Raw genomic sequence first — 25,527 nt, 5'->3', positions numbered from 1 at the left:
CTTTGGGTCGGGGGGCATAGCCAAGGCCGAGAGCCTGCGCATCGCTACTTTTAACACTGAGCTATCGCGCAAGGGGCCGGGGCTTTTGCTGCGCGACATCCGCAAGGGTGATCCGCAGGCCGAAGCCGTTGCCAAGGTTATTGCCCGGATTGTGCCTGATGTGCTTTTGCTAAACGACATTGATTATGACCATGGTGGCCTGACCCTTGGGGCCCTTGCCGGGCTGATCCGGGCGAATGGACATGACATGCCCCATCACTACGCCGCACGACCCAATAGCGGCTGGATGACTGATCAGGATCTTGATGGTGATGGCCGGCGCGGTGGTGCGGGCGACGCGCAGGGCTGGGGGCGGTATTCCGGCGCGGGCGGCATGGCCATTTTATCGCGCCATCCCATCGGCAAGGCGCGCGATCTGAGCGGGCTGATCTGGGCAGAGCAGGACTGGGCGACGCTTCCGATGGAAAAGGGCAAGCCGTTTCCATCTCCGCAGGCGCTCAAGGTGCAGAGGCTGTCGTCGGTCGGACATTGGATTGTGCCGGTCGAGGTGAACGGCCGGGTGCTGACGCTTTTGGCGTTCCACGCCACGCCACCGGTTTTCGACGGGCCAGAGGATAGGAACGGCAAGCGTAACCATGATGAAATCATGCTGTGGCGGCAAGTTTTGGATGGCAAATGGGGGGGATGCCGGACGGCACCTTTGCCATTCTCGGCGATGCCAATCTTGACCCGCAGGACGGTCAGGGGATCAAGCTGGCGATACGCGGATTGCTGGCAAGTGAGCGGGTAACGGACGTAAGGCCGCAGAGCGAAGGCGCGAAGGTCGCAGCGGATAAATCCCACAGGGGCGATCCGGCTTTGGATACAGTGGATTGGCCGGGCCGTGAAAAGCAGGGGCCGGGAAACCTGCGGGTGGATTATGTGCTGCCGTCTGCCGATTTGACGGTGACGGGCGCAGGCGTGTTCTGGCCCGCGCCCGACCAGTCAGGCCATGAGCTTGCTCGCAGGGCCAGCCGACATCGGTTGGTTTGGGTTGATGTGCTCTGGTAATGCCGAGCGAAGCACATCGCCAAGAGGTGTCGCGGGGAAATCCGGTAGCAGTTCGTCGAACCGGCGGGACGACAGGGTGTGGGGCGTTTCCCAAAGATAGCGCATTTCCCGCAGCTCGCGGGCCAATTCCCAGAAAGGCGAGGCGAGCCGGAGCAACCCCCAAGGGAAGCGCGAGAAGCTGACATTGCGGTTGAGGATCGTCTCGAGTTCAGAGCGCAGTTCGCTGAGCGTGAAGCTGTGGCCGGGGAAGGGAATGTCCTCAAACCCAGACAGGTCGCCGCGCTTGTTGGCGAGCCGCACGGCGGCGTTGGCCCAATCGGGCAGGTAAGCATAGCTGTGCAACAGTTCGGTTGGGCCGGGGGCGATGATGCGGTCACTTTTGATGCGCGGCAAAAGCACAGTGCTCAGCACATCGCCGTTACGGTCGGGGTCGATGAAATCGCCCGCCCGAAGAATGATCGTTTGCACGCCGCTGGCGCGATAGGCGCGTTCCATATCAAGGCGGATTTGCCCTTTGCGTGCGCAGGGGGCGGGTGGGGTGGTTTCGGACCATTCGCCGCCCACGTTGCCAAAATGATAAACATTGCCGGGAATGATCACCGTTGCACCGGAAGCCTTGGCGGCGGTGATGACCTGTTTGGTGATCGCCGGGATGAGCTTGACCCAATTATGATAGTTCGGTGGGTTGAGGCCATTAACGATCACGTCAGCGCCCATCGCGGCTTTGGTCATATCATCGGTGGCCCGGTTAAAGCGGCGCATGGTCCAGCCGTCGGCCAGAAATGCGCGGGCCGCGTTGATGCCGATTTTGCCGGAGGCACCGAGGATGAGAACGGTTTTGGTCGCAGTATTTGTCATTAGGTGGCTCCTATTGGTTAGTGTCTATGCGGTGAAAATATGAACAACATGAGGGAATAGGAATTGCGCAAAATTTGAAGTCTGCTATTCAATTATGAATGGATGTGCGGCTTAATACACTCGACTGGGCTTTGATTCAGGCTTTCCTTGCAGTTGCCGAGCACGGATCGCTGAGCGCGGCGGCGCGGGAGCTTGGTGCGAGCCAGCCAACGGTGGGGCGGCAAATCAAGGCGGTGGAGGCGAAGCTGGGTCTGGATCTGTTTCGCAGGCACCCCAAGGGGCTCGAGCTGAGTGAAGCCGGAGCAACGCTGTTGCAACCGGCACGCGCGATGCGCGAGGCGATGCGTGAGATCACAATGTTCGCCGCCGGGCAGGAGGCAGGGCTTGCCGGGACGGTGCGGATCACGGCATCAGAGATGGTGTCGCATCATGTGCTACCGCCGATCCTTGCGCAGATACGCCGCGAAGCTCCGGATGTAGATGTGGAATTGGCTCCAACGGACACGACCGAGAACCTGCTTTATCGCGAGGCGGATGTTGCGGTGCGGATGTACCGACCGACCCAGCTTGACCTTGTGGCGCGCTATTTAGGTGAGATCGAGTTGGGGCTTTATGCCTCGTCTGCTTATGTCGCCGAACATGGGGTGCCGCAATCTGTGGAAGACCTGCGCGCGCATGCTCTGGTCGGATATGATCGTAGCGAATTGATCATTCGCGGGATGCGCGCTGCGGGATTCGATATTGCGCGCGAGGATTTCAAGGTGCGCTGCGATACGCAGACCACCTATTGGGAGTTGGTCCGGGCCGGCTGTGGTATCGGCTTTGGGCAAGCTATGGTGGCGCGGAATGATCCCGACATGCTGAGGATTGATCTGGGCGTGCCGATCCCCGGTCTGCCGGTTTGGCTAACGGCGCATGAGGGAGTGCGGCATACGCCGCGGGTTCGGAAGGTTTGGAACCTGCTGGCGGACGGGCTGGGCAAAATTGTGGTTAAAGGTTCCGGCTCTGCGGTGTGAAGCGCCGTGAAAGAGGCATGCAACAGGTAGGACACTGGCGAATATATGGCCGGGTTTCTTGACCCTGCGGTGCAGGAGCGATAGGCGGGAACGGAAAGTTTTCACGAAGGATTATACCCCATGAGCAACCCCTCGCTTCTTATCCTGCCCGGTGACGGGATCGGCCCCGAAGTTATGGTCGAAGTGCGCAAGATCATCGACTGGTACGGTGCCAAGCGCGACATGCCGTTTGACGTGAGCGAGGACCTTGTCGGGGGATCTGCCTATGACGTGCATGGCGTGCCTCTTTCCGATGAGACAATGGAAAAGGCGCAAGAGGTGGACGCGGTTCTTTTGGGCGCGGTGGGCGGCCCAAAATACGACGCCCTTGATTTCAGCGTAAAGCCTGAGCGTGGTTTGCTGCGGTTGCGCAAGGAGATGGACCTGTTTGCCAACCTGCGCCCGGCACAGTGTTTTGATGCGCTGGCTGATTTCTCGTCGCTGAAGCACGAGGTGATTGCCGGGTTGGACATCATGATCGTGCGTGAATTGACCAGCGGCGTTTATTTCGGCGAGCCTCGCGGGATTTTCGAAGAAGGCAACGAGCGCGTCGGGATCAATACGCAGCGCTATACCGAGAGCGAGATTGACCGGGTGGCACGCTCGGCTTTTGAGCTGGCGCGCAAACGCGGGAACAAGGTCTGCTCGATGGAGAAGGCCAATGTGATGGAGAGCGGCATCCTGTGGCGCGAAGTCGTGCAGAAAGTGCATGACGAGGATTATCCCGATGTCGAGCTGAGCCATATGTATGCCGATGCGGGCGCCATGCAGCTGACCCGCTGGCCCAAGCAGTTCGATGTGATCGTGACCGACAACCTGTTCGGCGATCTGCTGAGCGACGTGGCGGCGATGCTGACCGGCTCGCTCGGGATGTTGCCATCCGCGTCGCTGGGTGCGCCGATGTCCAATGGCCGCCCCAAAGCGCTTTATGAGCCGGTGCATGGCTCGGCCCCTGATATTGCAGGTCAGGGCAAAGCGAACCCAATCGCCTGCATCCTGAGCTTTGCTATGGCGCTGCGCTATTCCTTTGATCAGGGGGCCGAGGCCGACCGGTTGGAGAAAGCCGTGGAAGATGTGCTGGCCGATGGGCTGCGCACCGCGGACCTTCTGGGCGAGGAAGGCAAGACGCCGGTGTCGACTGGCGAAATGGGCGATGCCATCGTTGCCAAGCTTGAGGCGTCGCTCTGAGTGTGATGCGGCATTGGATCGGGGCCGCTATGGCGGCCCTGGTCCTGACGGTTCCTGCGGGGGCCGAGGTTTTCCTTGAAAACATGACGAGTCCCGAGCTTGCTGCCGCAATCGCGGCGGGTAAGACCACGGTGATCATTCCCACAGGTGGGACGGAACAGAACGGCACCGCGATGGTGCTGGGCAAACACAACATTCGGGTGAAGGCCTTGTCAGGGCGCATTGCCGAGGTGCTGGGCGATGCGATTGTCGCGCCGGTGATTGCGCATGTGCCAGAGGGCGGAATAGAGCCACCAAGCGGGCATATGGGGTTTGCCGGGTCGATGACCGTTCCGCCCGAGGTGTTTGCAGCCAACGTCGAATGGTCGGCGCGCAGCCTGAAGCTTGCGGGGTTTGAAACCATTGTTTTGCTAGGCGACAGTGGTTGGAATCAAGCGCCGATGGCGGCTGTGGCCGAGTTATTGCACGGTGAATGGGGCGGCGGGATCTTCTTGTCCGATGCCTATTATGGCAGCCACGCGGCCTTTGCCGAGTGGCTTGAAAAGCAAGGCTTTGCCGATGCGGGCGTGCATGCCGGGCTGGGTGACGTCGCGTTGATGTTGGCGGTGGCGCCGAGTGCCGTGCGCGAGGCCGGAGCAGCGACGCCAGAGATGGGCGCGCGTGGCGTTGAGATGTTCGTGACGCGGACGGTCCGCCAGATCAGGGCGTTTCGCGGCGAGTGAGCGTTGATCACCATGGCGCTGCACCGGACCCCGGGAAATTTACGGCAAGATAAAGAGCCGGAGTGCGCTATCCGCCAACAAGGCGGCCAAGAAGGACGACCTCACTTTGCGGGGTGATCGGCGTGGACCAGGTATCGTTGTAGATTTTGCCGTCAATGGAGACAGAAACCCCGCGGTCGAGCTGGGGTTTGAGGGCGGGGTATTTGGCCTCAAGCCCGATGAGCAGTTCGCGCAGGGTGCTGGCCTCGATTTCGACGTCGGGGCCTTCCCCCGCCAGTTCGGCGAGGGCCCCCCAGAGGCGGACCGCGACCATGTTAGTGGTCCTTGATTGCCGCCAGCACCTTGGGCGGTGACAGTGGCAGCGAGGTGAGCCTTACGCCCGCGCCACGCGAGACCGAATTGGCGATGGCCGCAAGGGGCGGAACGATCGAGGTTTCACCCACGCCGCGCACGCCGTAGGGGTGGCCGGGATTGGGAATTTCGAGAATGACAGGCTCGATCATTGGCAGGTCGGAGGCCACAGGAATGCGGTAGTCGAGGAAGCCCGGATTTTGCAAACGACCATCCGCGCCATAGATATATTCCTCGTTCAGGGCCCAGCCGATACCCTGAACTGCGCCGCCCTGAAACTGGCCTTCGACATAGTCGGGGTGGACGGCTTTGCCGGCGTCCTGAAACACGGTGTAACGCAGGATTTTAACCGCCCCGGTCTCAGGGTCGACTTCGGTGTCGACCATATGGGTGGCGAAGCTGACGCCAGCGCCTTCGGCGTTGACCTCGAAATGGCCGGAAATCGGACCGCCGGTTTGCGAGGCAATGGCGGCGATTTCGGCCAGCGTCATCGGTGGGAATTTGCCTGCGTTCGGTCCAGCGGGCTGGGCTGCGCCATCGACCCATTCGACGGCCTCAGGCTCGATCCCCCAATTCTGAGCGGCGCGTTGTTTCATGATTTCAACGGCATGGCGCGCGGCTTTGATGGTGGCAAGGCCGACAGCAAATGTCACGCGGGAGCCATCGGTTACATCGTTTTGCCCCAGAGTTGCGGTGTCGGAGATGACGCAGCGGACCTGTTCGAGGGGGATGCCAAGCTCCTCGGCCGCCATCATCGACATGGAGGCACGCGAGCCACCGATGTCGGGGTTGCCTTCGGAGAGTGAGACTGTGCCGTCAGGGTTGATCATCAGCGAAACGCAGGTGTCGCCGCCAAAGTTGAACCAGAAGCCACAGGCCACGCCGCGGCCCTGATTTTCGCCCAAGGGCGCGGACCAGTGCGGGTGCGCTTGCGCAGCCTTGAGCGTCGCCTCAAGCCCAATGGCGGGATAGGTCGGGCCATAGGACGCACGGGTGCCTTCGCGGGCCGCATTCTTGAGGCGGGTTTCGATTGGGTCGAGGTTGAGTTTGTCGCACAGCTCGTCGATCACCGACTCGACTGCGAAGGCCGCCATAGGCGCGCCGGGCGCGCGATAGGCGGCGGCTTTGGGCCGGTTGGTGACCACTTCGAGGCCCGTGGTGCGGACATGATCGAGCGCATAGGGTGCAAAGCCGGTCATCGCGCCGAGCATGGCGTTCATGCCAAGATAAGCACCGTTCTGGTAACGGTAATCGCCGGTCGCGGCGGTGATGCGGCCATCGGAAGTTATGCCGATCTTGATGTCGATCGAACTGGACGAGGTCGGACCGGAGGCGCGGAAGCACTCGTCACGAGTCATCGTCAGCTTGACCGGGCGGCCCGCCTTGCGTGAAAGCGCCAGCGCGGTGGGTTCCAGAAACACAGTGGTTTTGCCGCCAAATCCGCCTCCGATCTCAGAGGCGGTGACGCGCAATTTGCCGGCCTCAAGCCCCAGAATGGCGGCGCAGGTGTTGCGCACCATAAAGTGCCCTTGGGTGCAGACCCAGAGGTCCCCCTGACCATCGGCACCGAGCGTGGCGAGACAGGCGTGAGGTTCGATGTAACCTTGGTGCGTGGCGGCGGTACGGAACGTCCGCTCGATCACAAGGTCGGCGTCGGAAAAGCCCTGTTCAGGGTCACCATGGCCATAGGCGCTGTGAGAGAGGGCGTTTTCGGAGAGGCCTTCAGGCACGTTTTCTTGTTGCCGTCCACGGTGCAAAACCGGGGCCTCGGGCTTGATCGCCTCGTCCACGTCAGTGACATGGGGGAGGACTTCGTAGTCAACTTTGATCGCGGCGAGGGCGGCACGTGCGATAGACTTTGAGCTGGCGGCAACGGCGGCGACAGCGTGACCGTCATAGAGCGTCTTTTCGCCCGCCATACAGTTATCGAGGATGTCGGCGGTGTCTTGGTCATCGGGCTGATGGGTGAAATCGGCGCGGGTGACGACGGCTTTGACACCTTGCATCGCTTCGGCTGCCGAGGTGTCGATGTTAATGATTTTCGCATGGGCGTGCGGGCTGCGCAGCACGGCGCCCCAGAGCATGCCAGGCGCGCTCATGTCGGCACCGTAACGGGCGCGCCCGGTGACTTTGTCAATGCCGTCGGGGCGGTTCGGGCGGGTGCCGACGACTTTGAAATCGCGGGTTTGGAACTCGTCTTTGGCCATTATGCAGCCCCCCTCAAATCGGCAGCGGTTTCCATGACCGCGCGGATGATCTTGTCATAACCTGTGCAGCGGCAGAGATTGCCCGCGAGCCAGTAGCGCACTTCTTCCTCGGTCGGATTGTCGTTGCGTTCCAAGAGGTTCTTGGCAGCGACAAGGATGCCGGGGGTGCAGATGCCGCATTGAAGCGCGGCCTTTTCGATGAATTTTTGTTGCAGTGGATGAAGGGTTTCGCCATCAGCCATGCCCTCGATCGTTTCGATCTTGCGGTCTTCGGCTTCGGCCCCAAGCATGAGGCAGGAGCAGACGAGGCGGCCATCGACAACCACGGAACAAGCCCCGCAATCGCCCGAGGCGCAGCCCTCTTTCGAGCCGGTCAGCTCAAGGTCATCGCGCAGCACATCGAGCAGCGTATCTTCAGCGTTGCAAAGGTAATCGGTCTCTTCGCCATTTAGGGTCGTGGTAACATGAATGCGGGACATCAGGCTTCTCCTTTGGCGCGGGACATGGCGATTTTTGCGGCGCGCTGGCCGAGCACGCCGGAGACGTGTTTGCGGAATTCGACAGTGCCGCGCTTGTCGTCAATGGGCGTGGCGGCGGCAGTGCAGGCGGTGGCGAGAGCGGCGAGGGCCGCGTCGTCGCCCGATGTGCCGATCAGCGCCTTAGCAGCGTCGGGGACCAGCATGACCTTGGGGCCAACCGCGCCGAGCGAGACGCGGGCGTCGGTGATGGTGCCGCCCTCATCCAGCTGTATTACAACACCACAGCCGACGACTGCGATGTCCATTTCGGTGCGCGGAATAAAGCGCAAGTAGGCCGAGCCGGAGTGCGGAGCGCGGGGCGGAAGCAACAGCGCCGTGACCAATTCGCCGGGTGCGAGGGAGGTCTTTCCGGGGGCTGTGGGGATATCCTCGACAGCGGCCGTGCGGGTGCCGTTCGGTCCGGTGATTTCGACGTGAGCCGAGGCGGCAACGATGGCGGGGACGCTATCGGCGGCGGGGCCGGCGTTACACAGGTTGCCAACGATTGTGGCGCGGCCCTGAACCTGAGTTGAGCCAATCAAATCAGCGGCTTCGACGACACCGGGCCAGTCGGCCTTGAGCGCGGCATGCTCAAACATCTCGGCCGAAGGGACGGCGGCGCCGATGCGCCAGCCGCCGTCATCAAGACGGGTGATGGTCATCATGTCGTCGATACGCTTGAGGTCGATGATCGCGGGCGGCGCGATATGACCAGCGCGCAGGCGCACCAGGAGATCGGTGCCGCCGGCAAGCAGTTTTGCCTCGGGCTCGGCGGTGAGGATGGCGACGGCTTCCTCAATGCTTTCGGGGGCTTGGAATTTCATTTAGCGGCCTTTCGGGTGGCTTGTCGGAAAGGAAACGAAGAGCGCGCTGCGCCCTGTTTCATTTTCAAGACAGAGTGAGGCGGTAAGGCGGGATTGCAACCCCTTGCAAGACCTTTGAACGATGCACCATGCGGCAGCGTCATCCACCGCAGATGTTTTGCAATCTCAACCAGTCGGCATCGGTGATCAGCGGGTCGGCAGGTTGGCTGGCGAAGGGATCGGCCTCGATTAATCCAAGAGTGGTTTCGCCAGTGATATCAAGGGCATAGGCATAGGGCGTTGCACGCACCGACCAGGCCTCAAACCCGGCTAGCAGGGTGGCGTCTTCCAGCGTGGCGGGGGGCGCAGCCAGCAGGTGTTCGCTATAGCTTTTCAAAGTTGAATCGCGCAGCGCACCGGTGGTCAAGAGGCGCACGGTGGCAATGGTGCCTGCCTGTTTTAGCAGCACGCGGAGCGGGTCGTTGACCTCGGCACGCAGATGTTCGGCGATGATGAAACCGGCGGCGACATCGGGTTCTTCGTAATCCTCGAATAGCGCCTTGTTGAGCAGGATGATCCCGCCCGGTAGATGCGCCGCCTGTTGCACGCCGCCGCGCAACGTCACCAACCGCGCCGCGCCTTGCGGCGAGGGTAGGCGTTTGGACAGGCTAGCCAATGCCGGCAGCGCCTGAGCCTCGTCACAGGGCAGACCCGCGACGCGGCGAATGTGTGTGAGCAAGGCCGCGCCGACCTCTTGCCGTTTGACCTTGGGCACGACCGAAACTGTGTGGTCAAGCACGGCACCGGGAAGCCAGAACACGCAGAGCGCAACCACCGCCAGAATGCTGATCACCAGGGAGAGGGTGCGGAGGCGGCCGGGGTGGGGGCGGGCGCGGTCGATGGCGGTGCGTAAAGTTTCTATCGCCTCGATCATTTCGGATTCATTAACCGGCAGTTCGAGCACTTCACCGGGGTCGCCATCGGGGTGGAAGTAGGCCGGGGTCTGGCCGGGGTTGGCGCGTTCGATCGCGGGGATCGACCAATGGGCCAGCGGTTGGTCCTTGAGGTCGGTAATCGTCAACGTGGCCTCGCCAATCGAGACGATCACATCGCGCCGCTGATGATGCGGCGATGCTCGCCACAAGCCGGAGGCTTCCAGCCGATCATAGGCGCTGAGTGCTGTCATAGGTGTGGCCTGCTCTGCCTTGTCTTTTCAAGAGGATAGCATGCGGCGGGTGGGGCAGGCAACGCAAGGGTTTCGATGCCATTTCTGCGCGTGTCGCGGGGCGAGGCGCAAACCGGACCGAAATAGGCCGAAACCGGCGATGAAAAGGTTAACGCGCGCGGGGCCGGAGCGGGCAAGCGGCGCCGCCCGGAGAGGCGCGAATTAACCATTCGGCGGAGGCGCGATTCGGGGGGGTGACTCCCGGCTGACTCCCGGCTGCCGGGTGACGCGAAGGGGTTAACGCCCGTTAAGGTTAACACCTTGGTTAACGCCGGGTGTGATACCAAAAATAAACCTGTGCCATACCAGTTTGCCCGCCGCAGCGGGCGCATATAGGAAGAGAGAAACGCAGCGCGGAGGCAAAGGCATGATCGGTATCGTAATTCTGGTAGGTTTCGCGGCGGCGGCGATTGTTGCGGCGGTGTCTTTTGTCCTTGCTGTGGTTGTGTTCGGGGTCGCCTTTGCTGCGGTTCGAACGGCGCTTCCGGCGCGGGCGACCAAGCGGTTGATCGGCCTGCTTTGCGCAATGGGGGTGGTGTTTCTGGTCGCGAGCTATGGATATTTGTCATCGCGCCAGCCGCCGAGAGACGTTTGGGAAACCGCCTTTCTCTTTTACCTTTCGGGGATTTACGCGGTGTTGTCGGTGGCTGTCTCGGCAGTTGGGCTCAGGATTGTTTTGGGGTTGAGCAAAGGGCGGGTGCTCTCTCCCGGTCAGCAGGCCGGGATCGGCGGGGTCGGGATCGTGGCGGGATTTGCCGTTGCTTTTGTCGCGATGATTGGGTTGACCGATGTTATCGAGCGCCAGTCCGCCGCGCCGGCGCCTATCACGCTTGCGTTTGGTGGCGGTGGAACCCACTGCGTCAACGCATCGCTGCTCAGGTTTCACGAAGGGCCGAGCGCGAGTTATCCGGCGGTTCTTTCCCTGAAGCGTGGCGAAAAACTGCGGTTGAGCCGAAGCCCTTCGGCCAGCGGATGGCATCGGTTTGAAACCGAGCGGGACGGTGAGACAGTCATTGTTTATGGGCTGGGCGGGGATCACATCGTGCCGGTTAAATTCTGCCGGAGTTGAGTGGCGGGGTGCAGGATTTTAGCGGGGCCCGGAATCAAGGCCGCAGGCCGCCCGTTGCCGGCAGGCGATTTTGCCATGCAAAATCTGCCGAGAGGGGGCCATCGTCAGCCCCACCCATGGGCTGACGATTGGTTGGCGTTTGCGCGCTATGGATTCTGGGGAGTGGTTTGGCTGGCATAAAGCGCTTTGCGGCGGGCGTTGGATCGTCATCCCGGGGCTGACGTTGGCCCGGCTTTCTTTTGATGTTGCGGCGGGACCGGAGAGAGGCCCGGAATCAAGGCCGCAGGCCGCCGGGCTATCGCCGACACGCCCCTCGGGGCGGCGATTGGGAGAGGGTGCGCTCCACACGGATCAAGCGCGGATTTGGCAAACATAAAGTGGCTTGATGAACCGTTTGATCGCCACCCCGCGTGTCGGCGATAACCCGGCTTGCAACGGGGCGGCTGTTGGACGCTGGCCCGACTATCCCTCGACAGCCATTTTGCGCAATTCGAACTTCTGGATCTTGCCTGTTGAGGTTTTGGGCAGATCGATGAAATGCACCTCTTTCGGGGTTTTGAACCCGGCGAGCTTGGAGCGGGCGAAGGTTATGATCTCGTCCGCTGTCGGGTCTGCGCCCTCTTTAAGTTCGACAAAGGCACAAGGGATTTCGCCCCATTTGTCGTCCGGCTTGGCCACCACAGCGCAGAGCGAGACGGCGGGGTGCATCATCAACACGCCTTCGACCTCGACCGAGCTGACGTTTTCGCCACCCGAAATGATGATGTCTTTCGAGCGGTCGAGGATTTTCATGTAGGTGTCGGGATGCTGCATCGCGAGATCGCCGGTGTGGAAATAGCCGCCGCGAAACGCCTCGGCGGTGGCCTCGGGGTTCTTGAGGTAGCCTTTCATCACGCCATTGCCGCGATACATGATCTCGCCTTGGGTTTTGGCATCCATCGGTATCTGGCGCATTGATTCCGGGTCGAGGACGGTGTTTTCCTCGATCATTGGCATCGACACGCCGGTGCGGGCCTTGATGTCGTAACGCTCGTCCAGCGGCAGGTCGTCCCATTCGGGTTTCCACATGCATTCGGTGGCGGGGCCGTAGACCTCGGTCAGGCCATAGACCTGGGTCACGTTAAAGCCGAGCGGTTCGATGGCTTTGAGGGTGGCGGCGGGGGGCGGAGCACCAGCGGTGAAGACCTCGACGATGTGGTCAAAGGCGCGGCGTTCGTTGTCGCGGGCGTTGACGATGGCGTTGAGCACAATGGGCGCGCCGCCGAAATGGGTGACGTTTTCATCGGCGATGGCGTCATAGATCGCTGCGGCGGTGATGTCGCGGCAACAGACAACGGTGCCGCCGAGCAGTGGCATCATCCAGCTGTGACACCAGCCGTTGCAATGAAACAGCGGCACGATGGTAAGGTAAACGGGGCGGAGCGTGAGCCGCCAGCTGACCACTTGGCCATAGGTGTTCAGGGTCGCGCCACGATGGTGATAGACGACGCCTTTGGGCTTGCCCGTGGTGCCGGAGGTATAGTTGAGCGCGATGCTTTCCCATTCATCCGCTGGCATGATCCACGCGAAATCGGGGTCGCCCTGCGTCAGCAGCGTTTCATATTCGAGGTAATCGCCGGTGGCGGGGAAGCCGGCGGAGGGGTCTGCGACCTCGATGATTTGCGGGGCCGGGGTGGTCATGGCGGCAATCGCCTCGACCGCGAGGGGCAGGTGGGCGGTATCGACCAGCACGACTTTGGCCTCGCCATGCTCCAGAATATAGGTGACGGTGGCCGGGTCGAGCCGCGTGTTGATGGCGTTGAGCACACCGCCACAGGCGGGCACGCCAAAATGCGCTTCGACCTGCGCGGGCAGGTTGGGAATGATGGTGGCGACCACATCGCCGGGGACCACGCCCAGCCCGGCGAGCGCCGAGGCAAGGCAGGTGACGCGGGCGTGGTATTCGCCATAGGTCTTGCGGTGCTGCGTGCCATAGACCACGGCGAGGTCATCGCGAAACAGATCGCGGGCGCGGTTGAGGTGGCTCAGCGGTGTCAGCGCGGCATAATTGGCGGCGTTTTTGTCTAATCCGGTTTCGTCTCTGAGCCAGCCCATGTGCAATCCCTCGTGTCTTGGTGGTGCGGTGTTGGTGCAGCGTATTGCGGTGGCGCGCATTTTGGAAGCATGCGCGTGCGGTGGAAGCATCATGGCGTTGCGGAGCGGGCGCGACGCGGGTAGCGTGCCGACATGATAATCTCGGCCGGGCGGTCCTATATCTTTGTGCATATTCCCAAGACCGGCGGCACCTCTTTGGCGTTGGCTCTTGAGGGGCGGGCGATGAAGGACGACATCATGCTGGGCGATACGCCCAAGGCCCTGAAGCGGCGGCGCAGGTTGCAGGGCGCAGAGGCGCGCGGGCGGCTGTGGAAACACGCGACATTGGCGGACATCGAGGGGCTTTTGCCGCGCGAAAAAATCGCGTCGATGTTTTGTTTCACGCTGGTGCGCAACCCGTGGGACCGGATGGTCAGCTATTACCACTGGCTGCGCGAGCAGAGTTTTGAGCATGACGCGGTGGCCAAGGCGAAGGCGTTGAGCTTTGGCGCGTTTGTGCATGACGACGCGATCGGGCGGTCCTTTTGCGACAATCCCTATGCCAGCTATATGCGCGACGGGGCGGGGCATGAGGTTGCAGCGCTCTACATCCGGCTGGAGCATTTCGAGGAGGACGCCGCGCCGCTTTGGGAGCACCTTGGGTTCCGGCTGGAGCTGCCGCGGGAGAATGTTTCACAGCGGCGGCGGGATTACCGTTCGTATTACAGCGACGCCGATTCGGAGCGGGTGGGCGAAATATGTCACTGGGATGCCGCTCGCTTTGGCTATTGCTTCGCTGGATAGGCGGGATTGGCGGCGCTGACGCGACAATGATTGACGGGCTGGTGGATTGTCCGCGTGGCGGCGACGGTGCCTTGTTTTGGCCCGATCCCAGCCCAAGGTCAGGCACAGGAATCACTCCCAATGTTCTTACTGCTTAACAGCGGCCAGATGGAAATGGCCCGAATGACGGACTGGGAACGCGACATGTTTGGATGGACAGCGACACACACCAAAAGGCCTGCACGGATGAGCGATATGTCGGGCGCGTATGATGGCGGGGCAACCGGCGTCATGAGCGGAATTGTGGTGGGCACGCGGGTGGCGACGACGATGGGGTGGCGCGATGTTGGCGGGCTTCAGGTTGGCGATATGATCCTGACGTTTGATGGAGGGTTGCAGCCGGTCACCGGGGTGTCGCGCTCGGAGTTGTGGAGCGGAGAGGGGGCCTGCCCCGCGTCGTTCTGGCCATTGATGGTGCCCGCGGGGGCGTTGGAAAACGTCAAGCCGATGCGGATTTTGCCGCGACAGGGTGTAATGCTTGAAAGCGATATCGCCGAGCAGGCGCTGGGCGATCCGTTCGCATTGATCCAAGCGCGGGCGTTGGACGGGGTGCGCGGGATTGAGCGGGTGTGTCCGGGCGATCAGGCCACGGTCGTCAAGCTGAGCTTTGATACGGATCAGGTGATTTACGCCGAGCAGGGGACATTGCTGTTTTGCCCCGCCGGCAAGGATTTGCTGCAAGTGGCGATCAAAGAGGCGCCAGAGCAGAGTGACTATAGCTTTTTGCCGGTGCATTGCGCGACCCAACTGGCGCAGGGGCTGGAGATCAGGGCTGCGGGGAGATCCTGTTTGGAAAGCTTTCAGGCCAGTTTGCAGATGAGTGTTCACGCGACGCAAGTGGCGGCCTAAGCCCCAAAAGGTCCAAAATTTGCTCGTGAAGCGAAGGGCGCGCCGGGTGGCGCGTCCTTTGGCGTTTTTAAGGGGGGGGGTGGGTTAAAGGGGAGCGGCTTTTGAAGGCTGGGGTTGGATTGGGGGCTAGCCCCCAAACCCCCGAGGTATTTTTTAAACAGAAGAAGGGTTGGGGGGGCGAAAGAGAGGGGGGTGGTTTTGGGGTGCGTGTTTTTATTGGGGGATGAGGAGGAAGTGGGGCGGCCTGCCGGAGGGGCAGCATAGGGGGAGCATGTGGGGGGTGTAGCCGTAGGGGCCGCAGGGGGCGCGCGCAGGGGGGCGTAGGGCGCCGGAGTGGTGTTTCGGGGCGGCGTGGTGTGGCCGCCCCGAAAGGGTTTTTTTAGCGCTTGCGGCCGGTTAGGCGGCTTTGGCGTCCTCATTGGCGAAGCGGCCGTAGAAGGTTTGACCCTTTTCAGCCATTTCCACCAGAAGGGCGGGCGGGGTGAACCGGTCGCCGAATTTGGCGGCGAGTTGGTTGCAGCGTTCCACCGCGTAAGGCGCGCCGATGATGTCGAGCCAGGAGAAGGGGCCGCCCGACGAGGGGGCGAAGCCCCAAGCGAGGATTGCGCCGACATCGCCTTCGCGGATGTCTTCGAGCACGCCTTCTTCGAGGGCTTTCACCGCTTCGAGCACTTGGGCGAACATCAGGCGGTCTTGGACTTCCTGAAGGTCGGGCTGTTCTTCGGCGAGGGGGTATTTGTCTTCGATCCCTTTCCAATAGCCCAGACGTTTGCCGTTTTCGTCATATTCGAAATAGCCCGCCTTGGATTTGCGGCCCAAGCGCCCTTGCTCTTCGAGCCAGACGATCAGGTCGTCAGCCTCGGACGCGGGGTATTCATTGCCCATGGCGGCCTTGGTCGCGCGCATGATCTTGGTCGCGAGGTCGACAGAGGTTTCATCGCCCAGTTGCACCGGACCCACAGGGAAGCCGAGTTGCTTGGCCGCGTGGTCGATCAGCGGCATTTTCACGCCTTCGGTGATCATGCGGTTGGCTTCGTTGCCGTAGGGGATGATGCAGCGGTTGCAATAGAAGAACCGCGCGTCGTTTACCACGATGGGCGTTTTGCGGATCTGGCGCACATAGTCGAGCGCCTTGGCCACGGCGCGGGGGCCGGTTTCGGCGCCTTTGATGATCTCGACGAGGAACATCTTTTCCACGGGGGAGAAGAAGTGGATGCCGATGAACTGATCGGGGCGTTTGGACGCTTTGGCCAGCTCGGTGATCGGCAGGGTCGAGGTGTTGGAGGCGAAGATGCAATCCTCGGGGATCACGGCTTCGACCTTTTTGGTCATCTCGGCTTTGACCTTGGGGTCTTCGAACACGGCTTCGATGATGAGATCGCAGCCTTCGAGTTTGGAGAGGTCGGCGGTGGCTGTGATCTGGTTCAGCAGGGCCGCTTTCTTTTCCTCGGTCGCTTTGCCGCGCTTGATGCCTTTGTCCATGTAGGTTGCGGAGTAGGCTTTGCCGCGCGCGGCGGTTTCATCGTCACGGTCGATCAGAACGACTTCCATGCCGGCCTGAGCCGAGACAAGCGCGATGCCTGCGCCCATCATGCCCGCGCCGAGGACGCCGATTTTGGAGACCTTTTGATCGGGCACATCTTTGGGCCGCACCGCGCCTTTTTCCAGCGCTTCCTTGTTGAGGAAAAGCGAGCGGATCATGGCGGCGGAGGAGGGGTTCATCAGGATGTTGGTGAACCAGCGGGCCTCGATCTTGAGCGCCGTGTCAAACGGCACTTGCGCGCCTTCGTAGACGGCGGAGAGCAGGGCCTTGGCTGCCGGGAACGCGCCACGGGTCTTGCCGTGGACCATGGCGGTGGCGCCGAGGAAGGTCATGAAGCCGGCGGGGTGATAGGGGGTGCCGCCGGGCATTTTATAGCCTTTGGCGTCCCATGGTTTCACCAGATCGGCGTCTTTGGCGTTGAGCACCCAATCGTGCGCGGCGGCGACGGGATCATCAACCACTTCGTCAATGAGGCCAGCTTTTTGCGCCTTGTCAGGCGAGACCATCTTGCCTTCGAGCAGGAAGGGCGAGGCGCCCATTGCGCCGAGTTTGCGCGCCAGACGGGTGGTGCCCCCCGCGCCGGGGAAAATGCCGACGAGGATTTCGGGCAGGCCGATCTTGGCCTTGGGGTTGTTGGCGACAAAAATGCGGTGCGTGGCAAGCGGCAGTTCGAGGCCGATGCCCGCGGCAGTGCCGGGCAGCGCGGCGGCGATGGGTTTGCCGCCTTTCTTGGTTTTGAAGTCCATGCCCGCGAGTTCGATTTTGCGCAGCAGACCGTGCATTTGCATGGTGCCTTCAAACAGCCCCTTGGCCGGATCGTCACCGGCGTTGGCCTTCATTTCGGCCAGCGCGTTGAGGTCCATGCCGCCGGCGAAGTCTTTCTTGGCCGAGGTGATGACGATGCCTTTGACGGCGTCATCGGCGAGCGCGTCGTCGATCAGGTCGCTGAGCAGTTGCAGCGCAGGGGTGCGCATCACGTTCATGGTGGCACCGGGCACGTCCCAGGTGATGGTTGCGACGCCATCGGCGTCTTTGGTCATTGTGAAGTCAGTCATTTTGAGCCTCCGTTAGGCTTTTTACGTATCGTTCCGGTTCTGGCGGTGGCGGAACCGACCTTTGTCGATTGCGCCTTTGCCCATGGACCAGTTGAGATGTCCGGGGAGCTTTGGATGCGCGAAAACCGCACCACGTCATCGGCACAGCGATGCATGGTCATGATCCCGGTAAAGGGTGGCACCACGCGGGAGCCGCCCGACAGGATATGGGTTTCGCAGACAATGACGGTCAGATCATCGCTGAGCGTTTCGACTTCTTTTGCTTCGCGGTAGATGTCGGTGATCTCATGCAGCCGGATGTGGTCACAATAGAGGTCGAAATCTGTGCGAAGCTCGTCGGCCGTTGTCAGCGTATAGGAGGTATCACCACGCGGTTCGAGCGTCAGAGGCAGGTCCATAACCTGTTGATAAAGCTCGAAATCATGTGTGATAAGCGCCTTTGTCAGACGCTCCCCCAGAGAGATGAAAACCGTCGGGTCCAAAGGTTATACCCTTTCAATGATGGTCGCAGCGCCCATCCCCGAACCGATGCAGAGCGTGGCAAGGCCAACCTCTTTGTCGGAGCGTTCGAGTTCATCCACCAGAGTGCCGAGGATCATTGCCCCGGTCGCGCCGAGAGGATGGCCCATGGCGATGGAGCCGCCGTTGACATTAACCTTGGCGTGATCGACGTTGAACGCCTGCTCGAACCGCATGACGACCGAAGCGAAGGCTTCGTTGACCTCAAAGAGGTCGATGTCCTCAATGCTCATCCCAGAGTCCGCGAGGATCTTGCGGGTGACGGGGACAGGTCCGGTAAGCATGATGGTCGGGTCGGTGCCGATCTTGGCCGTGGAACGAATACGTGCTCTTGGTTTTAGGCCAAATTCGTTACCAAACTCTTTATTGCCGATCAGCACCGCTGCCGCGCCATCAACGATCCCTGAGGAGTTGCCGGCGTGGTGGATATGGTTCACGCGCTCAAGCTCGGGGTATTTCAGCAGGGCGATGTTGTCGAAGCCGGGCATGACTTCGCCCATCTGCTGGAACGAGGGTTTCAGTGCGCCGAGCGACTGCATGTCGGTGGAGGGGCGCATGAATTCGTCATAGGCGAGGATCGGCAGGCCGTTCACGTCTTTGACCGCGACGATAGAGCGGGCGAAACGGTTGTCGTCCCAAGCGGCTTTGGCGCGCTTTTGGCTTTCGACGGCCATGGCGTCGGCCTCGTCACGGGAAAACCCGTATTTGGTGGCGATGATGTCGGCACCGATGCCTTGAGGCACGAAATAGTTGTCAAAAGCGATCTGGGGATCGACGGCAATCGCGCCGCCGTCCGAGCCCATAGGCACGCGCGACATGGATTCGACACCACCCGCGATATAGGCATTGCCCGCCCCGCCGCGCACCTGATTGGCGGCGACGTTGACCGCTTCGAGGCCCGAGGCACAGAAGCGGTTGATCGACAGGCCGGGGATCGACTCGTCAAGGTCAGAGGCCAGAACGGCGGTTCGGGCAAGGCAGGCCCCCTGCTCGCCAACCTGTGAGACATTGCCCCAGACCACGTCTTCGACGGCGTGACCTTCAAGGTTGTTGCGCTCTTTCAGAGCGTTGAGCGCCACGGCGGAAAGCCGCGCGGCGGTCACTTCGTGCAGGGAGCCGTCAGCGCGGCCCTTGCCGCGCGGGGTGCGCACGGAGTCATAGATGTATGCGTCTGTCATTTGGGGTCTTCTCCTTTATTCACGCACGGTCAGCGGGGCTGCCGGGCATCAGGTCATAAGGGGCTTTCCAGCCGGGTGTTTGTTCGATGTTGGTGAGCCAACGGTCGATGTTGGGCCATTCGGCGCGGTCAAACCCGAAAGGTTCGGGGTAAAACAGGTAGCCGCAGCACGACAGGTCGGCGTTGGTGATGCCGTCCCCGACGATCCAGTCGCGGCCCTCAAGATGGCTGTCGAGCGTGGCGTAAGCGGCTTTGAGGCGCCCCTGAAGGAAGCCGATCACCTCCTGCGGGCGCTTGTCTTCGGGCAGGAAGTTCATCAGGAAGCGGGTGACCCCGGCCTGCGAGCTGAGCTTGTGGTTGTCCCAAAGGACCCAACGCAGGATTTCATAATTCTCCTCGCGCGTGGCGCCGCCGAATTTGCCGGATTTCTCGGTCACATAGGCCTGGATCGTGCCGGACTGGCTGAGCTTGAAGTCGCCGTCTTCCATGACGGGCGCTTCGCCCATCACGTTTTTCTCGCGATACTCGGGCGTGCGCGCGGCGCCGCCGAAGAAATCGACATAGACCGGCTCCCAATCGAGGCCGGAGAGTTCAAGGGCGAGGGCAGCCTTGTAGGCATTTCCCGATTCGCCGAAGCAGTAGAGTTTGATCGTCATATGGTCCTCCCGGTTTTGAGCGCAGAGGCGGGGGGTATTACACCCCCCGCAACCTCCACGGAGTATTTTGAGCAAGATGAAGGGGCGCGTTTACCGGATCTTAAGGTTAACGCGCGTAGGCTCTGTTTGCGGTACAGGCTGGAGAGCCGATGGCCGCGCAAGGTGAAGCCCCGTTCCCGAGCAGTCGATTCGATTTCGGCGCGACGGAGCGGGGTGCTCCCAAAAAAACCGGCCCCCCTTCATCTTGCTGAAAATACCCCGCGGAGCGGTCCGACGGTGCGGGATTGTGCTGCGCTTGAAGGCATCAAAGCGTCCTCGCGATGAGATCTTTCATGATTTCATTGGTGCCGCCATAAATCCGCTGCACCCGCGCATCGGCCCACATTTCGGCCACGGCATATTCGGCCATGAAGCCATAGCCGCCGTGAAGTTGCACGCATTCATCTAGCACTTCGCCTTGGGTGTCGGTGAGCCAGTATTTGGCCATGGCGGCCTTTTCGACCGTAAGCGCGCCGCGCATGTGTTCTTCGATGCATTCATCAAGAAACGCCCGCGCCACGGTGAGTTTGGTTTTGCATTCGGCCAGCTTGAAGCGAGTGTTTTGGAATTGCAGGATCGGGCCGCCGAAGGCTTCGCGCTCTTTGCAATAGGCGATGGTGCGCTCTACCGCGCCCTGCATAGCGCCGACCGCACCGCAGCCGATGATGAGGCGTTCCTGCGGAAGCTGCTGCATCATCTGGTAAAAGCCTTTGCCTTCTTCCTGACCGAGGATGTTTTCGGGCGGGATTTCGACATTGTCAAAGAACAGCTCGGACGTGTCGGCAGAGTGCAGGCCGACTTTCTCGAGGTTGCGGCCACGGGTGAACCCATGACCTTCAGCCTTGTCGGTTTCGACCACCACAAGCGAGACGCCTTTGGAGCCTTGCGACGGGTCGGTTTTGGCGGCGACGATGATCAGTTCGGCGTGCTGTCCGTTGGAGATGAAGGTTTTCGAACCGGTCAGGCGATAGGCATTGCCGTCGCGCACGCAGCGGGTTTTGATCGCTTGCACATCCGAGCCGGTTGAGGGTTCGGTCATGGCCAGCGCGCCGACCATTTCGCCGGTGACCATCTTGGGGAGCCAACGCTTTTTCTGCTCTTCGGTGCCATAAGCGAGGATGTAATGCGCCACGATGCCGGAATGGATCGGATTGCCCCAAGAGGCAAAGTTGGCGCGGGGGTGTTCCATCATCACAACCGCTTCGTGGCCGAAATCGCCACCCGGTCCGCCGTATTCTTCGGGGATCGAGGGGCAGAGCAGGCCGAGCGCCCCGGCTTCGTTCCATGCGGAGCGGTCCATCTGGCCCTGATGGCGCCAGCGTTCGAAATGCGGTGCCCATTCATCATTGATGAATTTGGCGGTGAGATCTGCGAGCATCTGGTGCTCTTCGGTCATCCAGTTCGACATGTGGCCTCCCCCAGCCTGTGTGTCACCGTTTGCGCTCTTCCAGCTCCGAGTTGAACAGGCGGAGTCGCGCGGTCAGGTTTTCGTGGTTCATTACGCTTTCGAAGTTCTCAAAGAGGAAGCTGAGCGCTTCGCCTTCGTCGAGCCCGGCCTCGGCGGCAAACCGTTTGAGCCGCCGATAGCCGTCTTCTGTCATGGCACAGGGAAAGCGGCGGGTCAGGCGGAAGCGTTTGGGCATCTGGGTCCCTCCGGGGTCGGGCAAGGCGGGGGAGAGCCCCGCCTTACAGGTTGGTGCTGGGTCGGGTAGGGTGGGGTTTCACCCCACCCCCTTAGAACTGATCCGCGGCCAGCGACATCACCGGGTCGGCACCGGATTCGATGCGGGTGAGGTGCAGAGCGGTCGCGGGCAGGCGGCGTGCCATATAGTAACGCCCTGTCGCCAGCTTTGTCTCGTAGAACGCGGGGTCAGACGGGTTTTCCGCCAGCGCCGCGAGCGAGGCTTTGGCCATCCGCGCCCACATCAGGCCAAGGCAGACATGCCCGAAGAGGTGCATGAAGTCATTCGAGCCCGAGAGCGCCGCGTTGGGGTTCTTCATGCCCTGCTGCATGAAGAACATGCCCGCAGCCTGAAGGTGTTTCGACGCGGTTTTGAGCGGTTCGATGAACTCTTCCATGCCCTCGATGTCTTTGTTCTCGGAGCAGAAGGTTTTGACCATGTCAAAGAAGGCCATGACGTGTTTGCCGCCGTCTTGCGCCAGCTTACGCCCCACGAGGTCGAGCGCCTGAACGCCGTTGGCGCCTTCATAGATCATGGCGATACGGGCGTCGCGGGTGAACTGGCTCATGCCGTGTTCTTCGATATAGCCGTGGCCGCCATAGACCTGTTGCGCTTTGACGGTCATGTCATAGCCTTCGTCGGTCAGGAAGCCTTTGATGATCGGCGTCAGGAGCGAGATCAGCCCGTCGGCGTCTTTATCCTCGGCGCGGTGTGCCTGATCAATCAGGGACGCCCCCCAAAGGATGAACGCGCGCGCGCCTTCGACAAAGCTTTTCTGATCGAGCAGCGAGCGGCGGATGTCGGGGTGCACGATCAGCGGATCGGCAGGCCCGTCGGGGTTTTCAACGCCGGTCACGGCGCGGCCCTGAAGGCGGTCTTTGGCATACTCGAGCGCGTTCTGATAGGCGACTTCGGCGGCCGAGAGACCCTGCATGCCGACACCGATGCGGGCTTCGTTCATCATGGTGAACATGGCGCGCATGCCTTTGTGCTCGTCCCCGAGGAGATAGCCGGTGGCTTCGTCATAGTTCAGCACGCAGGTCGAGTTGCCGTGGATGCCCATTTTCTCTTCGATGGAGCCAACCGAGACACCATTGCGCGCGCCGATCTCGCCTTCGTCATCGACGATGAACTTGGGCACGATAAAGAGCGAGACGCCTTTGATGCCTTCGGGGCCGCCGGGGATTTTGGCAAGGACGAGGTGGACGATGTTGTCGGCCATGTCGTGATCGCCAGCCGAGATAAAGATCTTCTGGCCGGAGATTTTGAAGCTGCCGTCGTCCTGTGGTTCGGCCTTGGTGCGCATGAGGCCCAGATCAGTGCCGCAATGCGGTTCGGTCAGGTTCATGGTGCCGGTCCATTCGCAGGACACCATTTTGGGCAGCCATTTGTCTTTCTGCTCGTCCGTGCCGTGGGCAAGGATCGCCGCCGCCGCGCCGTGGGTTAGGCCCTGATACATGGTGAAGGCCTGGTTCGAGGAGGAGAACATTTCGCCCACGGCGGTGCCGAGCACATAGGGCATGTTCTGACCGCCATATTGTTCGGGCATATCAAGCCCGGTCCAGCCGCCTTCCTTGACCTGTTCGAACGCGGATTTGAAGCCGGTGGGGGTGTAGACCACGCCGTTTTCAAGGCGGCAGCCTTCGGTGTCGCCAACGACGTTCAGGGGGGCGAGCACTTCGGACGTAAGCTTACCAGCTTCTTCGAGAACGGCCGAGGTGAAATCGGGTTCAAGATCGGAGTAGCCGGGCACATCGGATTGCGACACTTGCAGCACGTCATGCAAAACAAAGGCCATATCTTTGGTCGGAGCGGTATAAGTGGGCATGAGGTCTCTCTTTTTTCGGTCTTGATATTAGGGGTGCGTTGCGGCCTATTCGGCGGCTTTTTTGTCGTCGCTCATCGAGGCGAGAACTTTTTCGCCCCAGTTGAGTTGCTCGCGCAGGTCGGCGATGGCTTCGTTCAGCTCATCACGTTGGGATTCCATGTCACGCAGACGTTCCTTGGCAATCTCGAAGGTGCGCGCAAGCTGGGTCTGTTGCTGGTCGCCGAGGTTATAAAGCTCAAGCAACTGGCGGATCTCTTCGAGGCTGAACCCGAACCGCTTGCCGCGCAAGATCAGCTTGAGCCGGGCGCGGTCGCTTTTGGTGAACAGCCGTTTTTGACCGTCACGGTGCGGGAAGAGCAGCTCTTTGGCTTCGTAAAACCGCAGGGTGCGTGGGGTTACATCGAACGCGTCGCACATCTGGCGGATGGTCATTGTGTCGTCTGAATCGATCATCACATTGGCTTCCGGTTTTATCAATCGGGTGCCGTAAAGATGTGAAGTCAGGTGAGTCGATGCAAGTGAAGTTTACGTTGACGTCAACGTAACGTCACGTCACTTGGGCACCTCATCAAGACTGGGTCGCCATTCCTCGCCGACGTCGCCGCCGTTCTCTTCGATCTCGATCAGTTTGGCCGAGCGGTCGCGCGATTGTTCCAGCGTTTCGATCGCGTCCTGCAGATCGGTCAGCTGTTCGCGCAGCGCCTTGAGCTGATTGTTGGCGGATTTCACCCAAGCCTTGCGCGAGTGATAGCCGTCTTCTTCGTAGATCAGCAGCCATTGGCGGATGCCTTCGAGCTGGAACCCCCATTTGCGGCCCCGCAGGATCAGGATCATGCGCTCAATCTCACGTGGGCCATAGAAGCGCGAGCGGCCTTCGCGCTCGGGCTGCAAAAGCTCGATATACTCGTAATAGCGCAAGGTCCGAGGTGTTACATCGAACCTTTCACACATCTCTTTGAAAGACAGGCGAATGTCGGCCATTGATCCTCTCCCTTATGCAGTAGGGTAGGGGGTCCGCCGCCAAAGGGCAACCTGATAGCGCCCTGCACGCGCCCTCGCGCCCACCCTTGAAATTCGTTTGGAATTCTGCGCCGCAGTATTAGAATTTCTGCGCCAGCATCAAGGGGGTATCGTGACACGACGTTAGGTTACTCGACGCTTGCAGTGATTTGGTTAACCTGTTCAAACAATAAGGGACAGCCAATAGGTGCGGAGGGGCGTATGCCCGCAGATAAAGTCAAGATTGCCAGCCAGTTCATTCAAGCCATTCCCCATGCGCGCGCTTTGGGGATGAAGCTGACCGATATTGGCGACGGGCGGGCCGAGATCGTGATGCCCTATGACGCGCGTTTCGTCGGCGACCCGGAAACCGGGGTGATCGCGGGCGGCGCGGTGTCGGCGTTGATGGACACATGCTGTGGTGCGGCGGCGATGAGCCACCCGTCCTCTCCCAGCGGCACGGCAACGATTGATTTGCGGATTGATTACATGCGCCCGGCAACGCCGGGACAGGCGATCAAGACCCGCGCCGAGTGTTACCACATCACCCGCAATGTCGCCTTTGTGCGCGCCGTGGCGATGGACGACGACGAAGAGCGTCCGGTGGCCACGGCAAGTGGCGCATTCACCGTGGAGGGCAAATGATGGCGTATAAGCGACCCGAACCGGTTCAGGTGGTCAAACAGCGGCGCGATGCGGCGCTAGCGGCCTTGGTGCATGGGGTGCCCTACATCAACTGGCTGGGGGTAGAGTTTGACCGGCGCGGCGATGAGTTGACCGCGATCATGCCCTATGATGACAAGCTGATCGGCAACCCGATGTTGCCGGCGATCCACGGCGGGGCGATTGCTGCGTTCCTTGAGATCACGGCGGTGATCGGCTTGAGCTGGTCCGTGATCTGGGACGAGATGGAGCATGGCGAGCGCGATGCCGAGACCTTGGTCAAGGGGCATTTGCCGCGCCTGCCCAAGACGATTGATTTCACCACCGATTACCTGCGGTCGGGTCTGCCGAGGGATGCCTATGCGCGGGCCAAGATCAACCGCTCGGGGCGGCGCTATGCCAGCGTGCATGTCGAAGCTTGGCAAGACAACCGCGACCGCGCCTTTGCGCAAGGCACGGGGCATTTCCTGATGCCCAAGCGGGATGCGTGACATCACACGGACAGCTGACAAGGGCTTGATCCGGGGTCTTGGCCCGGCTGGCTCAGTTGGCGCA

General features: G+C 61.2%; 24 protein-coding genes and 1 pseudogene. 9 read left to right on the top strand and 16 right to left on the bottom strand.

The features are described 5' to 3' along the window. Nucleotides 1-16 precede the first annotated feature (16 nt). Nucleotides 17-1,050, top strand: a pseudogene (locus tag N4R57_16815) (endonuclease/exonuclease/phosphatase family protein). Here N4R57_16815 and N4R57_16810 read toward each other — a convergent pair. Further along, complete coding sequence (locus N4R57_16810) at nt 985-1,908, bottom strand: epimerase (protein ID UYV36642.1); 924 nt, start codon at nt 1,906-1,908, stop codon at nt 985-987. The pseudogene N4R57_16815 and the gene N4R57_16810 sit on opposite strands and share 66 nt — an antisense overlap. A 98-nt stretch (nt 1,909-2,006) precedes the next feature. Here N4R57_16810 and N4R57_16805 point away from each other — a divergent pair, with 98 nt between their 5' ends. The 3 genes from N4R57_16805 (at nt 2,007) to N4R57_16795 (ending at nt 4,873) form a co-directional block, all read left to right on the top strand. Next, nucleotides 2,007-2,924, top strand: a complete 918-nt coding sequence (locus tag N4R57_16805; protein UYV36641.1) for a LysR family transcriptional regulator — start codon at nt 2,007-2,009, stop codon at nt 2,922-2,924. Between the two features lie 120 nt (nt 2,925-3,044). After that, nucleotides 3,045-4,151: a 3-isopropylmalate dehydrogenase gene (leuB, locus tag N4R57_16800; GenBank protein ID UYV36640.1), complete on the top strand. Its 1,107-nt coding sequence runs from the start codon at nt 3,045-3,047 to the stop codon at nt 4,149-4,151. Nucleotides 4,152-4,180: 29 nt separating this feature from the next. Continuing rightward, the gene (locus N4R57_16795) at nt 4,181-4,873 is read left to right on the top strand and encodes a creatininase family protein (protein ID UYV36639.1); all 693 of its coding nucleotides are present in this window, start codon (nt 4,181-4,183) and stop codon (nt 4,871-4,873) included. 67 nt (nt 4,874-4,940) lie between these two features. Here N4R57_16795 and N4R57_16790 read toward each other — a convergent pair whose 3' ends face one another. The 5 genes from N4R57_16790 to N4R57_16770 form a co-directional block, all read right to left on the bottom strand. Next, entirely contained in the window at nt 4,941-5,186 is a 246-nt protein-coding gene (locus tag N4R57_16790) for a MoaD/ThiS family protein (protein ID UYV36638.1), read from the bottom strand. Nucleotide 5,187: 1 nt separating this feature from the next. Continuing rightward, complete coding sequence (locus tag N4R57_16785) at nt 5,188-7,431, bottom strand: xanthine dehydrogenase family protein molybdopterin-binding subunit (protein UYV36637.1); 2,244 nt, start codon at nt 7,429-7,431, stop codon at nt 5,188-5,190. Continuing rightward, nucleotides 7,431-7,910, bottom strand: a complete 480-nt coding sequence (locus tag N4R57_16780) for a (2Fe-2S)-binding protein (protein UYV36636.1) — start codon at nt 7,908-7,910, stop codon at nt 7,431-7,433. Before N4R57_16780 ends, N4R57_16785 begins: the two co-directional genes overlap by 1 nt. After that, nucleotides 7,910-8,773 (bottom strand): xanthine dehydrogenase family protein subunit M, encoded by an 864-nt coding sequence (locus N4R57_16775; GenBank protein UYV36635.1) that lies wholly within the window; start codon nt 8,771-8,773, stop codon nt 7,910-7,912. Before N4R57_16775 ends, N4R57_16780 begins: the two co-directional genes overlap by 1 nt. 139 nt (nt 8,774-8,912) lie before the next feature. Next, nucleotides 8,913-9,938 carry a hypothetical protein gene (locus N4R57_16770; GenBank protein ID UYV36634.1) on the bottom strand — a complete coding sequence of 342 codons (1,026 nt, stop codon included), beginning with the start codon at nt 9,936-9,938 and terminating at the stop codon, nt 8,913-8,915. Nucleotides 9,939-10,344: 406 nt separating this feature from the next. Here N4R57_16770 and N4R57_16765 point away from each other — a divergent pair, with 406 nt between their 5' ends. Then, nucleotides 10,345-11,046, top strand: coding sequence for a hypothetical protein (locus tag N4R57_16765; protein ID UYV36633.1), 702 nt, complete (start codon nt 10,345-10,347; stop codon nt 11,044-11,046). A gap of 462 nt (nt 11,047-11,508) precedes the next feature. Here N4R57_16765 and N4R57_16760 read toward each other — a convergent pair whose 3' ends face one another. After that, on the bottom strand, nt 11,509-13,140 hold the full coding sequence (locus N4R57_16760) for an AMP-binding protein (protein UYV36632.1): 1,632 nt from the start codon (nt 13,138-13,140) through the stop codon (nt 11,509-11,511). Nucleotides 13,141-13,272: 132 nt separating this feature from the next. On the opposite strand from N4R57_16760, the gene N4R57_16755 reads away from it, so the two are divergent. Further along, on the top strand, nt 13,273-13,923 hold the full coding sequence (locus N4R57_16755; GenBank protein ID UYV36631.1) for a sulfotransferase family protein: 651 nt from the start codon (nt 13,273-13,275) through the stop codon (nt 13,921-13,923). 225 nt (nt 13,924-14,148) lie between these two features. Then, nucleotides 14,149-14,811, top strand: coding sequence for a Hint domain-containing protein (locus tag N4R57_16750; GenBank protein ID UYV36630.1), 663 nt, complete (start codon nt 14,149-14,151; stop codon nt 14,809-14,811). 396 nt (nt 14,812-15,207) lie between these two features. Here the strand turns inward: N4R57_16750 and N4R57_16745 are convergent, their stop codons facing one another. From N4R57_16745 to N4R57_16705, 9 genes are all read right to left on the bottom strand, one after another. Beyond that, nucleotides 15,208-17,409, bottom strand: a complete 2,202-nt coding sequence (locus N4R57_16745) for a 3-hydroxyacyl-CoA dehydrogenase NAD-binding domain-containing protein (protein ID UYV36629.1) — start codon at nt 17,407-17,409, stop codon at nt 15,208-15,210. Further along, nucleotides 17,406-17,891, bottom strand: a complete 486-nt coding sequence (locus tag N4R57_16740) for a hypothetical protein (GenBank protein UYV36628.1) — start codon at nt 17,889-17,891, stop codon at nt 17,406-17,408. The genes N4R57_16745 and N4R57_16740 overlap by 4 nt, the downstream gene beginning before the upstream one ends. A gap of 3 nt (nt 17,892-17,894) precedes the next feature. Beyond that, nucleotides 17,895-19,106 (bottom strand): acetyl-CoA C-acetyltransferase, encoded by a 1,212-nt coding sequence (locus N4R57_16735; GenBank protein UYV36627.1) that lies wholly within the window; start codon nt 19,104-19,106, stop codon nt 17,895-17,897. 19 nt (nt 19,107-19,125) lie between these two features. Beyond that, entirely contained in the window at nt 19,126-19,761 is a 636-nt protein-coding gene (locus tag N4R57_16730; protein ID UYV36626.1) for a glutathione binding-like protein, read from the bottom strand. A 304-nt stretch (nt 19,762-20,065) separates the two neighbouring features. Continuing rightward, on the bottom strand, nt 20,066-21,208 hold the full coding sequence (locus N4R57_16725) for an acyl-CoA dehydrogenase family protein (GenBank protein ID UYV36625.1): 1,143 nt from the start codon (nt 21,206-21,208) through the stop codon (nt 20,066-20,068). Between the two features lie 22 nt (nt 21,209-21,230). Then, a complete protein-coding gene (locus N4R57_16720; protein ID UYV36624.1) occupies nt 21,231-21,443 on the bottom strand; it encodes a hypothetical protein in 213 nt (70 codons plus the stop codon). Between the two features lie 91 nt (nt 21,444-21,534). Further along, the gene (locus N4R57_16715; GenBank protein ID UYV36623.1) at nt 21,535-23,310 is read right to left on the bottom strand and encodes an acyl-CoA dehydrogenase C-terminal domain-containing protein; all 1,776 of its coding nucleotides are present in this window, start codon (nt 23,308-23,310) and stop codon (nt 21,535-21,537) included. A gap of 45 nt (nt 23,311-23,355) precedes the next feature. Then, nucleotides 23,356-23,763 (bottom strand): MerR family DNA-binding transcriptional regulator, encoded by a 408-nt coding sequence (locus N4R57_16710; GenBank protein UYV36622.1) that lies wholly within the window; start codon nt 23,761-23,763, stop codon nt 23,356-23,358. A gap of 99 nt (nt 23,764-23,862) precedes the next feature. Then, complete coding sequence (locus tag N4R57_16705; protein UYV36621.1) at nt 23,863-24,291, bottom strand: MerR family transcriptional regulator; 429 nt, start codon at nt 24,289-24,291, stop codon at nt 23,863-23,865. 240 nt (nt 24,292-24,531) lie between these two features. Here N4R57_16705 and N4R57_16700 point away from each other — a divergent pair, with 240 nt between their 5' ends. Then, entirely contained in the window at nt 24,532-24,954 is a 423-nt protein-coding gene (locus tag N4R57_16700; protein UYV36620.1) for a PaaI family thioesterase, read from the top strand. Further along, nucleotides 24,954-25,463 carry a PaaI family thioesterase gene (locus N4R57_16695; protein UYV36619.1) on the top strand — a complete coding sequence of 170 codons (510 nt, stop codon included), beginning with the start codon at nt 24,954-24,956 and terminating at the stop codon, nt 25,461-25,463. The genes N4R57_16700 and N4R57_16695 overlap by 1 nt, the downstream gene beginning before the upstream one ends. Nucleotides 25,464-25,527: the final 64 nt, after the last annotated feature.

The sequence above is a fragment of the Rhodobacteraceae bacterium D3-12 genome (genome assembly GCA_025916135.1).
GTDB lineage: Bacteria > Pseudomonadota > Alphaproteobacteria > Rhodobacterales > Rhodobacteraceae > JAKGBX01.
The sequence above is the reverse complement of the archived record's forward strand: the minus strand, read 5'-3'. Positions and strand labels throughout refer to the sequence as shown.